Raw genomic sequence first — 14,253 nt, forward strand, 5'->3', positions numbered from 1 at the left:
GCATTACCTAGTGGACGGAGAAGTGGCTAACAATGTGGTTAGTTTAGTCTGCGCCGAGTCGCTATCAAGGCGCAGCACGGCATCGCGAATCTGTGATACGGCCGTGTTGGTCTCGACGTCAGAGAATTGCGCTTCGAGTACCGGAAATGCATTGATATCGATGTAGTTGGCTAACTCCAATTGTTGTTGCAGATTTTGCAGTTGCTGAATGTGCTCCTCGCTAAGCTCCGTTTTAGCTGAGGTCGCCTCGCTGGCGGGCGAGTCGGTTGCGTTGATGGCGGCAATAAAGGCGTCGGATGCGTGCTGCAGCTTCGGCCACAGCTCAGGCAGCTGACTGGTTTGCTGCTCGCGCGCGGCATGTTCCAGCTCGGCGGCGACGGCCTGCAAGGCGGGGGCGCCGAGATTGCCAGCAACGCCTTTAAGCGTGTGCGCGGTGGCGGACAGGGTGTCAAAATCTTGCTGCTCAATGTGCTGTTGAATGGCGTCCATGCGCGCAGGCTGCTCGTCATTAAATAATTGAGTTAAGCGCTGGAGCAGTTTTTCATTGCCCATCAAGCGTTGCAGCGCTTCTTCTTTTAACCAAATAGGAGTGTCCATGGGCTGCGCCTCGCTGTCGCGTGTGTCGTTGGGCGGGGTATGACTGGGGTGGGCATCTTTAGGAGGAATGTCGCTAGGATTGCCGTCGTTGGGCTGGGTGTCGTTGGACTGAGTGTCGTTGCTGGCAGTCTCCGCTGGCTGCGAAGGGTGGTGCTCAAAGGGTGAGGGCAACCACTGCGCGAGTTTCTGCTGTATCGCCGCGACATTGACCGGTTTGGATAAATAATCGTCCATGCCAGCGTCTAGGCAGGCCTGCTTGTCGCCATCCATGGCATTGGCGGTCATCGCCACAATGGGCACCTGGCGATAGCCTGCGCCAGCGCCGCCTTGTCGAATACGGCGCGTAGTATCAAAACCGTCCAGCTCTGGCATCTGACAGTCCATTAATACCAGCTCGATCGGGTCGTCGACGCTGCCTTGAAGTTTCTCCAGCGCTTCCAAACCGTTATTGGCAACACTGACACGATATCCCAACGCCGCCAGTAGCTCCGACGCCACCAGCTGATTGACTTGGTTGTCCTCAACCAGCAGCAAGTGTTGCCAATTACCCTGACCGAACACCTCATTGCGTTGATTCCAGTGGGCGCTGGCAGATTCGTCCAAAGCGCGCACCAGATCCTGCTCGGTAACCGGCTTCGGAAACCACCAATCAATGCCGGCTTGTTTTAGTGCGTTGGGCTCGGTGTGAAAACGCATGGGTGTCATCAATACCTGGCGGCATTGATGTTGCTGTTTCAGCAGCCAAGCGGCGACCTCGCCGTTGTCGTTTTCCGCCAGTGCTTGCTCTGGCTCCAGTAAAATGCAGTCAAAGCGTTGCTGAGCCAGCAACTGTTGGGCGGACTCGATGGTGTCGGCCGCCTGACCTTCTGCGCCGAGGTGCGCCAAGCTGGCCAGTACGCTGTCGTTATTGCGTTGTTGCGGGCTGATGATCAACAAGCGTTTGCTGCCAGTGCTGCTATCTTCGCGTGGCCAGGCCTCTGGTACGTACCAGTGGGCGATAAAAGTGCTGCCGTGGCCCGGTTTGCTGTCTACTTCAATGTCGCCGTGCATCAGTTGCAGCAATTGACGCACGATGGCCAGCCCCAGTCCGGTGCCGCCAAAGCGGCGTGTATTAGAGGCATCGACTTGACTGAAGGCCTCGAACAAGGTGGCAACGGCCTGGGGATCAATGCCAATACCGGTGTCGCGCACGGCCAGTTCGATGCGATGGCAGCCGTTGTTGTCCGCGCTTGTGCTCAGCGTGACCTCGACTTCACCTTGGTCGGTGAACTTGATGGCGTTGCCTAGCAGGTTGGTGAGAATTTGTCGGCTGCGGCCTTCGTCGCCGAGTACTTCGCGACAGGCCACACCCGCGGTATTGATGATGACTTCCAAGCCTTTGTCCTGCGCCAGTTGCGCCAGACCTTCGACACAATCGCTGGCCATGGAGACCAGATCAAAGCGCTCTTCAGCGATGGACAGCTTTTGCGCTTCGATTTTGGAAAAGTCGAGAATGTCGTTGATCAGACTCAGAAGCGCCTGTGCACTGCTGCGTGCCAGGTTAATGCGATGCTGCTGCTCTTCGGTGAGCGGTGTGTTTTGCAGCAAATCCAGCATGCCCAACACGCCATTCATCGGCGTGCGAATTTCGTGGCTCATCGACGCTAGGAACTGGCTTTTAGCGATCAAAGCGGCTTCGGCCTGTTGGCGCGCCTCGATCAACGCCTGCTGGTTTTGTTGTTGCGAGGTGATGTCGCGGTAATTCCACACCCGGCCAATGGCGCGGCGCTCCAGCATCATCGGTAGCGACGAGCGCTCAAAGGTGCGGCCATCTTGGCACTCGATCAAATCGAAGGCGCCTTGATCTGGGTTGTCGTACAGCTCTTGCATTTGCTGATCAACCCATTGGGTGTGACGCAACTGTGGAACGATGTGCTGCAGCAGCTGTTTGTGGTTTAAGCTGGCCATCTCCTCGGCGCTGATTTTCAGTTGCCACATTTCCATAAAACGCTGGTTCCAACGCAAAATCTGGCCCTCATTGGAGGTCACCAGAACACCGTTGTCGGTGGCTTCGAGGCTGGCCTCAATCATCGACAGCGCACGTTCAGACTGTTGTTGTTGCTGGCGCAGCGGCGTGATGTCGTAATTGGCACCGATTACTCGTATCGCCTGGCCATCGGCGCCGCGCAGTATGTGTGCGTTGGCTTGAATGTGGCGCAGGCCATCGGGATGGCTGACGATGCGGAACTCGCTGTTAAAGGATTGGCTTCGTTCCAGGCTACTTTTAAATTCAGTGGAAGCGCGCTCTTTGTCGGTTGGATGCAGGCAGACAATCCAGTCGTTAATGCTATTGTGGAACTGCTCTTCTGTTATGCCATATAGAGCGAACATGCCGCTGTCCCAATCCAGCTTGCCGGTGGTCAGATCGATGTCCCAAATGCCCATACCGACGGCATCGCGTGCCAACGTCAGGCGCGTGTTCACTTCCTCTAGGTGCTGCTCGGCTTGCTTGCGCTCGGTGATGTCGAGGTGGGTGCCGATCATGCGCAGTGGTTCACCGTTGTCGCCCCGTTCCACCACTTGGCCGGTGTCCAAAATCCATACCCAATGCCCTTCTTTATGGCGTATGCGCGCTTCGCACACATAAATATCGGTTTTTTCTTCGAAGTGCTGTTGCAGCAGGCGCTCGGATTCTTGCAAATCCTGCGGGTGGACCACGGAGGTCCAGGTATTGATGTCGGTGGGCTCCAACTCCGCCAATGAATAACCGATGATTTCGGCCCAACGTTCATTAAACACAGTTTTACCACTGGCAATGTGCCAGTCCCAGATGCCGACCGCGGTGGATTTCAGCACTAGGGCGTTGCGTTGCTGCTCGATGATCTGATCGTTGACATCTTGGAAGGAGCCGAACAAACGCACACACTGACCATCGACGAACTCGGCTTGTCCGCGCGCTTGTACCCAGATTTCTTCACCGTCGTAAGTGATGATCTGCAGCATCTCATCCCAGGGCGTGCCTTGCTCGATGCCGAGCTGCACCACTTCTTGAATGCGCTCGCGACTGCGGCCCGGTTTGTAGAAGTTGATGCCTTCTTCCAGGTTGGGCTGGAAACTGTCGGGCACACGATGGATGCGCCGGGTCATGGGGGACCAATACACTTCGCCACGCAACAGATCGACTTCCCAGCCACCCATGCGGGCTTGCTCGCTGACTTGTTGTAGCAAACGATCGTTGCGCTGCAGTGCCTCTCGCCCAAGGTCGCGGCCAATTTCATTGCTAATCCATTGGCTGATCAACTGCACCAGCTCTAAGTCTTGCTCACTGAACGGGCGCAAGCGCGTCTCTGGACTGGAAAAGTTGACCGTGCCATAGCGCTGACCTTGAACGCGCATCGGGCAGCCCAAATAGGCTTCCAGCTGAAACGTCTTGTAGCAGGGGTGCTCGGCAATGTCGCTCATGCCGGCGTGGTGATAGGCCTTGGGGCCATTGGCGCTGAGCGTCAGTGAGCAGTAGGTATCGCCCAAAGCGAAGGTGTCGCCCGGTTTCACTTGCCCCTCGGCGGCATGAGCGTACTGCACGGTGTAGGTGGTATCGCGAATGTGGCTGACAATGCCGATCGGCAGTTCAAAAATACGACAGCCCAGCTCCAACATGGCATTGATGCGCTGGGTTAGGGTTTGGTTCACATCGGCGGTGATTTGATGCAGCTCATTCAGCGTTTGCTGGGTGCGCTGCTGACTGGTGACGTCGGTGCAGACGTACATGGTGCCTTGGCGACGGCTGAGTGGAATGACCGTGGTTTGCAGCCAGAAGCTTTGGTGGCGGCGATCGCGCCCATGAGTGATGCCATGCCAGCGTTTGTGTTGCTGCAGTTGACGCTCGATTTGCCAAGCGGTGGAGCCAAAGGGGGCAGGGGTGAGCTCTGCCAGCGGTTGATTTAACAGCTCCTCTGGGGTGTAGCCGGTTAACTCGCAAAAATGACGGTTGGCATCGCGGATAATGCCCTCAGAGTCGACGTACACAATAATACAGTGTTGATCCAGCGCCGCTTTTTGGTCGCTCAAGGTGGCCAGATGTTGATGTGACTTGAGCAAGCTGTCGCGAATCAGCTCATCGTGACGGCGCTGCAGTGTGGCGGTATTGAACAGCTCCGTTTGTACAGCATCCAGCTCGGCAATGCCGATGGGCGGAGGAGCGACGACGTCCTGCTGCACCGATACATTGGCCGACGTCGTCGTGTCGCTGGTTTGATGGCTGTAGCGTGCCAGCTGGCTAATGGGCGATGCCATGTGTTGTGCCAACACGACGGATGCGGCCAGCGAAAACAACAACACCAGTAGGGCGTACATCAGGCCCGTCTCGATCAGTTGTTGGCTGGCCATGGCCAGTTGCACCATGGGCGTTTCGGTCAGCAAGTACCAGGTGTGCTCGCCAGCAACGATGGCTTGGGACACGCCCGCTACAGCAGTGCCATCCAACGAGTAATATTGATGCCAGCTGCGACTGCGCGCTTGTTCGGGCAGGGCATCCACTGGTGGGCCCGGGTCGCCGGCGTATTCAAACAGCGCCACACGCGAGCGCGGTTGCCCTTCGGCGTTGATGATCAGGTTACGTTGCTGGGTTTCGCCTGAGTCCAGCAGCGTCAGCAAACGGCTGAAATCGAGATGCAAGGCCACCAGGCCGGTCAGCTGATCGCTTGACCTCAGCTCGGTCACGTACCAAGCGTGAAAGGCATCTTGCGCCTCGCGGCTCCACTCATCCGACATATGATCCAGACCATGGTCCAGCACATGCTCCACAGCGTGCTGCAGTGCCGCATTGCGACCAGCTGCCATCACGTTTTGGCCAAGTAGCTCGGTCGCTTCGCTGCTGAGTATCACTGTACCTTGGGTATCCAGCAGCAACACATTGCCGAATAGGCGGTCGGTGCCGGTTAAGACTTGCGTGCGCTCGGCAAAACTGCGCTGCAGACGTTGCCATTCAGGTGTGTTGAGCAGTTGCTCCGTGCTTAAACGGTTTGCTGCTTGATGTTGTTTTAACGCAGCAAGATCACCATCTACCTGAGCCGCTCGGGCATACAGACGGGCGTCGTTTAAGCGCAGGTTTAACCAGCGTTGCAGTACATCGGCTTTGTGCTCAGCTTTGGCGATCAGCTGACGTTTGGCTTTATCGCTGAGCTGTTGATCGGCTTGCCAGATGCTGATGGCTGAGATGGCCACGACGGGCAGTAATACGATAACGAGCAGGCGCCACAGAATGAAACGCCGTAGGGTGGTGCCAGACGTGGCTTCCTTTCCGAAACTGTTGGACATGCCTTGCTGCCAGACCCGCACTGAGATGTAAAAAAGCGTAGCTCAGTGCAGCATGGTCGCCAGTCAAATGGCTTAGTTTGTCGAGGCGGTAGCGGACAGGCGGGTGTCGATGTAAGGCTCAGATTTGTTGGCGTCGAGTTGGTCGTCGTGCTGCGGCTCGCGGTCGGCGCGCAGCGCTACCCAAGCGGACACATCCTGCTGCCACTCAGCCATAGGGCGAAGTTCGGGGGCTGCCAGCATTTTTGCATCGGCGCCTTTGTGGGCAAACACCAGCAAGTGGCGCACGCGATAGGCGCGCATGGGGGGGATTTCTCTGGGCATCGGGCCTCCGCTGTGGGTGAATCAAACGACGGCGGCTGTTATAGCAAAAAAAGCACCGCCACGCATGGTGGCAGTGCGGTGAACCCTATGTTAGGGGCAACGTTTTAAACGTTTTTTTGTGAACGGCTAAAGCGGCGGTAAAACACCGGCAGCACGATCAGCGTCAGCAGGGTGGAGGTGATCAGGCCTCCGACAATCACAGTCGCCAGAGGCCGCTGAATTTCAGCGCCGACACCTTGGCTCAGCAGCATCGGAATCAGCCCCAATGCGGAGGTAATGGCGGTCATCAGCACCGGCCTTAAGCGCGATGTTGCGCCATCCAAAATGGCCTCGGTTAACGGCTGTCGGTGGCGCTGCTGATTAATTTGTGACACCAGCACCACGCCATTGAGCACCGCAACACCGAATAGGGTAATAAAACCGACGGAGCTGGGCACCGACACGTACTGACCGCTGAGCCACAGCGCCCAAATGCCCCCGATGGCGGCCATCGGTACATTGGCCAGAATCAGCAAGGTTTGCCCCAAGTGGCCAAATGCCAGATACAGCAGTAAGGCAATCAGTGCCAACGCCAGCGGCACGACCACCAGCAAACGCTGCTGCGCGCGTTGCTGACTTTTGAATTGCCCACCGATGTCGACGGAGTAGCCGGCCGGCAGCGCTACTTCATCGGCAATGCGCTGGCGAATGTCGGCCACCACATTGCCCATGTCGCGACCGACGACATTGGCTTGAATCACCACCCGCCGCTGCACATCGTCGCGACGTATTTGCGGCGGGCCGGCTTCGATGTTGACGTCGGCAACGTCTTGCAAGCGCAGCCAAGCACCGCTGGGGCTGACCAGCGGCAGCTGCGCAATGGCATCGATCTGGTTGCGCGCCTCGTCGGCCAGGCGGACGTAAATGTCGTAGCGCTCATTGCCCTGAATGATCTGTCCGGCGCTGGCGCCACCTAAGCCATCGCGTACCAAGGCCAGTACATCGGCCACGGCCAGGCCGTAGCGTGACAGCGCTTCACGATTGGGCCGCACCACCAGCTGTTGCTCTCCGGCAATCGGCTCTAAGGCGACATCTCGGGTACCATCGACCTGCTTAACTTGCTCGGCGATGGCGGCGCCGGTTTGCTCCAGCTGCGCCAGGTCAGGACCAAACAGCTTGATGGCCAGCTGTGCCTTCACCCCGGACAACAGCTCATCCACACGCGTGGCAATGGGCTGGGAGAAGTTAAACAACAGCCCGGGGTGTTGCTCGAGTTTGGCTTGCATCTGCTGCTGCAATTGCAGTCGGTTGCTGGCGCTTTGCCACTGCGCAACGGGTTTCAGGCCTATGTAGATTTCGATGTTGCTGACCGGCTCTGGATCGCCGCCGACTTCAGCGCGGCCGATGCGTGACATGGCGTAAGTCACCTCCGGGAAGGTCATCAGTATCGCCTCGAGTTTGGGCGCGACGGCCAAAGCGGTATCTAGGCTGGCGGACGGCGCCAGAGTGACGCGCAAGTTAATGGTGCCTTCTTCCAGTTCGGGCACAAACTCGGTGCCTAGCCGAGGCAGCAGGGCGGCAGTCGCGACTAACAACGCCAGCAGTACTGCCAATACCATGCGCGGCTGTTGTATTAAGCGTTGCAGCAGCTGGCGATAGTGGCGCTGCCAAGCGTCGATCCAAACATTGCGACGCAGTCGTGGCGGCGTTTTAAATAGGTAAGCCGCCAGCGCCGGAATTAGCAGTAGCGCGGTCAACAGCGCTGCCAATAGCGCCAACATGATGCTAATGGCCATGGGCTGAAATAGCTTGGCTTCGACGCCTTCAAAAGCGAACAGCGGCAGAAACACCACCAAAATAATACTGCTGGCAAAAAACACCGGCCGTGCCACTTGCTGACAGGCTTGGCGGATACGCTGGTGCGGGTTGCTTGGTTCTGGGGTGCTTGTTTTCTGGTCGCCAGCGCCTTGCTGCAGCTGATGGGTTAAATGCTCGGTCATCACCACCGCCCCATCGACCAGCATACCGATGGCAACGGCCAAACCGCCCAGTGACATCAAGTTGGCTGATAGCCCCAGCAGTGACATGACCATCAAGGCTAAACCAATCGACACCGGGATCGACAGTAGCACCAGCACGGTGGCACGCAGGTTGAGCAGGAAGAACACCAACACCACCACAATCAGCGCGAAGGCGATCAGCAGTGCATCGACCACCGTCATCACCGCCTGGTCGATCAGGCTCGACTGGTCGTAGTAGGGCATCAAGGTCACGCCCTCAGGCAGCGCTTGCTGAATGCGGGGCAAGCGCTCTTTGATGGCATCGATGGTGGCCTTGGTATTGGCGCCCATGCGCTTCAACACAATGCCGGAGACCACTTCGCCCATCGGCTGCACAGATCCGTCTGACCGGCGTTGACTCATGGTCACGGCGCCTTGGCGGATTTCGCCGCCCAGCTTTACCTGCGCTATGTCAGACAGGCGAATGGTGGTGCCATCGACGGTTTTAACCGCCAAGGCTTTTAACTGGCTGAGGCCTTGCTCGCCACCATCCAGCCAGCCCATGCCACGAATGACCAACTGCTCCTGACCGCGCGGCATGTACCAGCCGCCGACGTTGAGGTTGTTGGCGTTGATGGCGGCCATTACCTGCTGTTGCGTTAGGCGGTAGGCCAGCAAGCGCTCAGGCAGCAGGTTGACCTGGTACTGGCGCACCTCACCGCCAAACGACAACACCTCGGTCACCCCCTCGGCGGGCATCAATAGCAGCTTCACGAGCCAATCGTTGAGGCTGCGCAGCGCCATCACGTCATAGCCGCTGTCGGCTTCGGCGATCAGTAGGTACTGAAAAATCTGCCCCAAACCCGAGGTGTTCGGCCCCATTTGTGGTGTGCCAACACCTGCGGGAATTAACTCGCGTGCAGCTTGCAAACGTTCAAATACCAACTGGCGAGCAAAATAAATATCGGTGCCTTCCTTGAACACCACCGTCACACCGGAAAGACCGGTTTTCGACACCGAGCGTACTTCCTCAACATCCGGCAAGGCGTACATAACGGCCTCAATCGGGTAGCTGATCAGTTGTTCGACTTCCTCGGCGGCCAGTCCGGGTGCTTCAGTATTGATGCTGACTTGGACATTGGTGACGTCGGGAAAGGCATCTAAGTTGAGCCGCGGAATCACCAGCGTGGCGCCAATACAGGCGGCCAGCAGAGCCAGCAATAGCAGCAGGCGCTGGCGCACAGCCCAGGCAATGATTTGATTTAACATGCTGTTCTGTCGCCCCTAGTGGTTGTGCGGATCAAAGCCGTCTTTGGCCAGTTGCGAGGCAACAAAAAATGCCCCTTGCATGACCAAACGAGCGCCCTCAGCAACGCCGTGTACCTGTTGCCAGTCGCCAAATCGCTGGCCCAGTTCCACCTCTTGGGCACTGAATGTGTCGTCGGCGGTTTGCACAAACACTTGCCAGTGGCCATCGCTACTTGGCATCAGCGCGGTTGATGGCACTGCCAGCACTGGCGGGCTGGTGAAGGTCAGCTCGGCACTGGCAAACATGCCAGGGTGAAAACGATGCTCTGGGTTGTCGATTTCCAGCCGTACCGTGCGCGTGCGGGTGATGGGGTTGATGCTGTGAGAGTCCTGGCCTAAGCGCGCCGGGATGCGCTGGTCACCAATGATCACCACCAGCTGCTCTGCTTGGCTCAAAGGCAAGGTGTCGGTGGCTGGTAGATGCACCTCAACCCACAGTTGCTGTTCATTGGCGATGCGCATTAGGGCGGTGCCGGCAGCTAGGTGCTGGCCTTGCTCGAAGTCGTCGCTTAACACCGTGCCATTGACCTGCGCACGCAGTTGATATTGGCCCAACTGCTGTGGCTCGTTGCTCTGCAATGTCTTGATATCGGCTGGGCTCAAGCCAAATGCCCGCAACTGCGCCAAGCCTTGCTCGTAGTCTGAGCGGGCACGGGTATAGCGTTGTTCGCCAACGGTGTTGCGCCCGAGCTGTTGTACTCGTTGCCACTCCGAATGCGCTTGGCGGTAGCTGGCTTGGGCGCTGGCTACGTCGGCGCTGAACAAGGTCACCAGTACTTGGCCGGCGCGTACGTGCTCACCCAAAGCTACGTGGCGAGCCACTACGGATGAGTCAGTGCGTGGGCTAAGCACATAGGTTTGATAGGCGTTGGCAACAATTTCGCCCGGTGCCCGCAGAATGCTTTGTCTGGCTGTACGTTGCAGAGGCGCAATGGATAATTCTGCCAGCTGTTGTTGCTGTGGGCTTAATCGTGCTGCGCTGGCGTGATCGTCATCGCCATGGCCGTCGTCGTGACTGTGATCCGCGTGCTCATTCTCGTTGTGCTCATCGTTGTGCTTATCGCTGTCGTGATGATGCTCAGCGTGCTCACTCTCGCTGTGCTCATTACTGTGTTCATCGCTGTGTTGATGATCGCCGTGATTGTGGTCAGGTTGCTCGTTATGGTCGTTGTGCTGTGCATGTGCATCAGTGCTGTGGTCATGATCGTCAGCCTGTCGCTGGACGTGTGATGCGTGGTCATGACCATCTTGGCTATGGGTTGAGTGGTCATCGCCGGCCAGCGCCAAGGCAGGTGAGGCCAACAGCAGGGTCAGTGTCAAATTACGAAGCATGGTGAGTCTCCACAGTGGTAGCAGGAAGAGCAAAGGTTGGGAGTTGTCCGGCACTAAGCCAGCGTTGCAGGTTGGCCAGGCGGGCTTGGCGTTGCAGTTCAATGCCTGCTTGCTCGCTGGCGGCGAGTTGGTTGAGGCTGCGCAAATAATCGGCGCTACTGAGGTCGCCTTGCTGCCAACGCTGGTGCAGTAGCTCGGCCGTCTGAGTCAGGCGGTGTTGGCTGTGCTGGCGCCATTGCTGCCATTGCTGGTCGAAGTTGCGCCAATTCTGCTGCGCTTGTTGCCACTGTTGCTGCAGCAGGCGACGTTGCGCGCGGTAGTCGGCTTCCAGTGCCAGGGCTTGCTGTTGCAGCGCCCGTTGCTCTGGGGCGTAGTCATTACGCACGTTGAGCGGGATCGATAGGTTCAGTCCGCTCACCGTTTGCTGATCTTCCCTGCCCAGGGTGACCCCCAGGGTTGGCCGGGCGCGGCGATCTCGTTTGGCGGCCAAGGCGTTGGTTTGCTGTGCTTGCCAGCTGGCCTTAGCCATTTGCAGTTGTGGATGTTGCTCCAGCTCGAATGTTGGCTGGGTCTGCTGCAGCTGTTGCCAGGCTTGCTCGGGAGCGGCGTCCAGCTGGCCAAACCACCAGCGCCGTTGTTGTTCGGCTTGCAGCTGTTGTTGTCGGCTTTGCGCCAGCGTTAGGCGCTGCTGCGATAAAGATAAAAACGCCAGTTCGGCATCCAGTTGACCCACGTCCCCTTGTTGCTGGCGGCGTTGTATCAGTTGCTGCAACTGTAGTAAGCGCATCTGCTGTTGCTCAGCCAGTTGCTGGTGTTGGCGCGCCGCCTGCCAGTTGGCTTCGCTGCTAAGTGCCTGCACCCAGTGTTGCAACTGCTGCCAGCTGCTCAGGGCTTGGCTGGCTTCTGCTTGTTGCTGTGCTTGCTGTTGATAGGCTTGGCGGCTGTCCCAGAGGTCTAACTCTTGATTAAGGCCAACTTGATAATTGCGCTGGCCACGGCTGCGCTGCCATTCGCCCTCTAGCTCTGGGTTAAAGCGCGGCAGCGCGGCTTGCTCTGCGCTGGCCTGGGCGCTGGCATAACTGGCTCGCTGAGCTTGCCAGCTGGGGTGCTGCTGCAACTGCGCTCTGGCTTGTTGCCACCAGGGGGTAGCGTTGGGGGCCGCCAAGGCGGCAGGGGTCAACAGTGCCAAGCTCAAAAAAGCCAGGCAGCGGCGACGGTGAACACTCGTCATTGTGAGTTCTCCAAACACGATAAAAACACCAGCGCTGCGACGACTGTGTCGGTCGCGGCGCCGTATTGCTGTGGGTTGTTCGTGTCAGGAGTGGTTAGGAGGTGGCAGCAGCGGCGGTGCGCGCATGCCTAAATCACCCTGCGCGGGGGGCTGAAACAGGTGATGACTGAGGACGTTGGGCTCAGGGCTTAACAACTGCGCTTGCGGTGCCAGCAGGTGCACGTGGACATGCACTTCGCTGCCATCATGTTCGTGTTCGCCGTCCTGTGTTTGATCGGCCAAGCGCTGGCTGACGAGGCTGAGCAGGTCTTTGATGATCTGGTCGCCGTGCAAATGCGGGGTTTCACGACCACCGTGTTCACTGTGTGACAGGTGCACAGAGGCCACTGCGGTGTTAAACACCAGGTGTTGCAGCAGCAATGTCACAATCAGTAGAAAACGCATCGAAACCTAGAAGGTTGGCCAGTGGTGTTTGTGCAGTCTGCCATTAAAGTCAGGTTGGTCGTCGCTGGCAAGTCCATTTACTGAATCTGACGCGGTTCGGCTCAGGTGTCGGCGCGAAACGGCAGCAGGGTGGCTGCATCGGCTTGATAGCGGCGCACGTGTTCGGCTTCCTCTTCGCAGAAGTTGCCCACGGCGGTATGAAACTCAGGCTGGCGCAGCCAGTGAGCGCTGTAGGTGAGGGTGGGCTCAAAGCCACGGCTGATTTTGTGTTCGCCTTGGGTGCCGGGGTCAAAACGTTGCAGTTGGTGTTCGATGCAAAACTCAATGCCTTGGTAGTAGCAAGCCTCAAAATGCAGGCCGTCGTAGTTGTCCAAGCTGCCCCAGTAACGGCCATACAAGGTCGTGTCATCGAATAAATACAGTGCGTAGGCGACCGGCTTGTCGTTTTCGCTGGCGCGAACCAGCAGCAGTTGCTCGGCCATACTGGTGCGTAGCTGTTGAAAAAACGCTTCGTTTAGATAGCCGCGTGAATAGCGTTTTAAATAGGTCAGCTGATAACACTGGTAGAACTGGTGAATGTCATCGGCACGGATGTCATCGCCCGTGAGCCGTGTCAGGGTGAGCTGTTGTTGCACTTTTTTGCGCTCTTTATTGACGTTTTTGCGTTTGCGACTGGTGAACGTTTGCAGAAACTCGTCGAAGGTGGCGTAGTCACGATTGCGCCAGTGGAACTGGCAGCCGATGCGAACATGGCAGTCTTGTTGCTGCAACAGTGCTTGCTGGCTTGGCTGAAAAAAGTTCAAGTGCCAGCCAGACCAATTGTGCCGTTGGCATAAGTGAGCCAGTGCTTCCAGTGCAGCCTGCAGTTGCTCTGCGCTGATGTCCTTGCCTTGGCTGAGCAGCCTAGGGCCGGTGGCTGGGGTAAAGGGAGCGGCGCACAATAACTTGGGGTAATAGTCGAGGCCATGTCGTTCATACGCCTCGGCCCAACTCCAATCAAACACATATTCGCCGTAGCTGTGTTGTTTGATAAAACACGGCAGCGCCAACTCATCCGATAGCAAATACATAGGCTGCCAGCCGGAGTCGCCGCCGATGCTGGCACTGTCTTCCAGGGCCGCCAAAAACGCGTGACAGAGAAACGGATAGCGGCTTGCAAGCCGTCGTTGCCAGTCTGTCGTATCTACTTGATGGATACTGGTAAAAATACGAAAAAGTGCCATCTTTCAGTGATTTATCAATGCCACAGCCCTATGATGGAGGCGTATAGAAGTTAGGAGATGCATTATGTTCCGTCTGGATGAACGTCTACAAGCAGATACTGCTTGGATTGGACGCCTGCCGCTAAGCCAGGTGCTGTTGATGAATGACGCCCGCTACCCTTGGGTGATCTTGGTGCCGGTAAGGACCGACGTGTTTGAAATCTACCACCTGTCTGAGCAAGACCGCATACAAATGGCGAAAGAGTCTGCTTTAGTGGCAGAAAAACTGGCCGATCACTACGCCGCTCGTTCAATGAATATTGGTGCACTGGGCAACGTGGTACCACAACTGCACGTTCATCATGTTGTGCGCAAAGAAGGCGATCCGGCATGGCCTGCGCCTGTTTGGGGGCACAGCACCGCGGTGCCTTACGAGGCCGCTGCGTTAGAGCAAACCGTGCATGAGCTGCAAAGCTTGCTGGGCTCGCACTTGATTGAAGATGTTGCGGCGGCGGACGAAGCGGCCAATAACGTGTATTGGTAA

General features: G+C 57.5%; 8 protein-coding genes. 1 reads left to right on the plus strand and 7 read right to left on the minus strand.

Going from position 1 to position 14,253, the window contains the following annotated elements; genetic code table 11:
• Positions 1-3: 3 nt before the first annotated feature.
• The 7 genes from CHH28_RS13080 to CHH28_RS13110 form a co-directional block, all read right to left on the minus strand.
• Entirely contained in the window at positions 4-5,892 is a 5,889-nt protein-coding gene (locus tag CHH28_RS13080; RefSeq protein ID WP_094060730.1) for a PAS domain-containing protein, read from the minus strand.
• A gap of 72 nt (positions 5,893-5,964) precedes the next feature.
• Positions 5,965-6,213, minus strand: a complete 249-nt coding sequence (locus CHH28_RS13085) for a hypothetical protein (RefSeq protein ID WP_157729909.1) — start codon at positions 6,211-6,213, stop codon at positions 5,965-5,967.
• Positions 6,214-6,317: 104 nt separating this feature from the next.
• Positions 6,318-9,461: an efflux RND transporter permease subunit gene (locus tag CHH28_RS13090; RefSeq protein WP_094060732.1), complete on the minus strand. Its 3,144-nt coding sequence runs from the start codon at positions 9,459-9,461 to the stop codon at positions 6,318-6,320.
• A 15-nt stretch (positions 9,462-9,476) separates the two neighbouring features.
• The gene (locus tag CHH28_RS13095; RefSeq protein ID WP_094060733.1) at positions 9,477-10,832 is read right to left on the minus strand and encodes an efflux RND transporter periplasmic adaptor subunit; all 1,356 of its coding nucleotides are present in this window, start codon (positions 10,830-10,832) and stop codon (positions 9,477-9,479) included.
• Positions 10,822-12,063: a TolC family protein gene (locus CHH28_RS13100; protein WP_094060734.1), complete on the minus strand. Its 1,242-nt coding sequence runs from the start codon at positions 12,061-12,063 to the stop codon at positions 10,822-10,824. Before CHH28_RS13100 ends, CHH28_RS13095 begins: the two co-directional genes overlap by 11 nt.
• Positions 12,064-12,147: 84 nt before the next feature.
• Positions 12,148-12,507: a hypothetical protein gene (locus CHH28_RS13105; protein WP_094060735.1), complete on the minus strand. Its 360-nt coding sequence runs from the start codon at positions 12,505-12,507 to the stop codon at positions 12,148-12,150.
• A 101-nt stretch (positions 12,508-12,608) separates the two neighbouring features.
• The gene (locus CHH28_RS13110) at positions 12,609-13,730 is read right to left on the minus strand and encodes a GNAT family N-acetyltransferase (protein ID WP_094060736.1); all 1,122 of its coding nucleotides are present in this window, start codon (positions 13,728-13,730) and stop codon (positions 12,609-12,611) included.
• Between the two features lie 64 nt (positions 13,731-13,794).
• Here CHH28_RS13110 and CHH28_RS13115 point away from each other — a divergent pair, with 64 nt between their 5' ends.
• On the plus strand, positions 13,795-14,253 hold the full coding sequence (locus CHH28_RS13115) for an HIT domain-containing protein (RefSeq protein WP_094060737.1): 459 nt from the start codon (positions 13,795-13,797) through the stop codon (positions 14,251-14,253).

Origin of the sequence: Bacterioplanes sanyensis, from assembly GCF_002237535.1 — a bacterium.
In the GTDB taxonomy this organism is placed as follows: domain Bacteria; phylum Pseudomonadota; class Gammaproteobacteria; order Pseudomonadales; family Oceanobacteraceae; genus Bacterioplanes; species Bacterioplanes sanyensis_A.

Excerpts from the sequence above, each read along its gene's own strand:
- CHH28_RS13080 (WP_094060730.1), bottom strand. The coding sequence starts at position 5,892 with ATGTCCAACAGTTTCGGAAAGGAAGCCACGTCTGGCACCACCCTACGG.
- CHH28_RS13085 (WP_157729909.1), bottom strand. The coding sequence starts at position 6,213 with ATGCCCAGAGAAATCCCCCCCATGCGCGCCTATCGCGTGCGCCACTTG.
- CHH28_RS13090 (WP_094060732.1), bottom strand. The coding sequence starts at position 9,461 with ATGTTAAATCAAATCATTGCCTGGGCTGTGCGCCAGCGCCTGCTGCTA.
- CHH28_RS13095 (WP_094060733.1), bottom strand. The coding sequence starts at position 10,832 with ATGCTTCGTAATTTGACACTGACCCTGCTGTTGGCCTCACCTGCCTTG.
- CHH28_RS13100 (WP_094060734.1), bottom strand. The coding sequence starts at position 12,063 with ATGACGAGTGTTCACCGTCGCCGCTGCCTGGCTTTTTTGAGCTTGGCA.
- CHH28_RS13105 (WP_094060735.1), bottom strand. The coding sequence starts at position 12,507 with ATGCGTTTTCTACTGATTGTGACATTGCTGCTGCAACACCTGGTGTTT.
- CHH28_RS13110 (WP_094060736.1), bottom strand. The coding sequence starts at position 13,730 with ATGGCACTTTTTCGTATTTTTACCAGTATCCATCAAGTAGATACGACA.
- CHH28_RS13115 (WP_094060737.1), top strand. The coding sequence starts at position 13,795 with ATGTTCCGTCTGGATGAACGTCTACAAGCAGATACTGCTTGGATTGGA.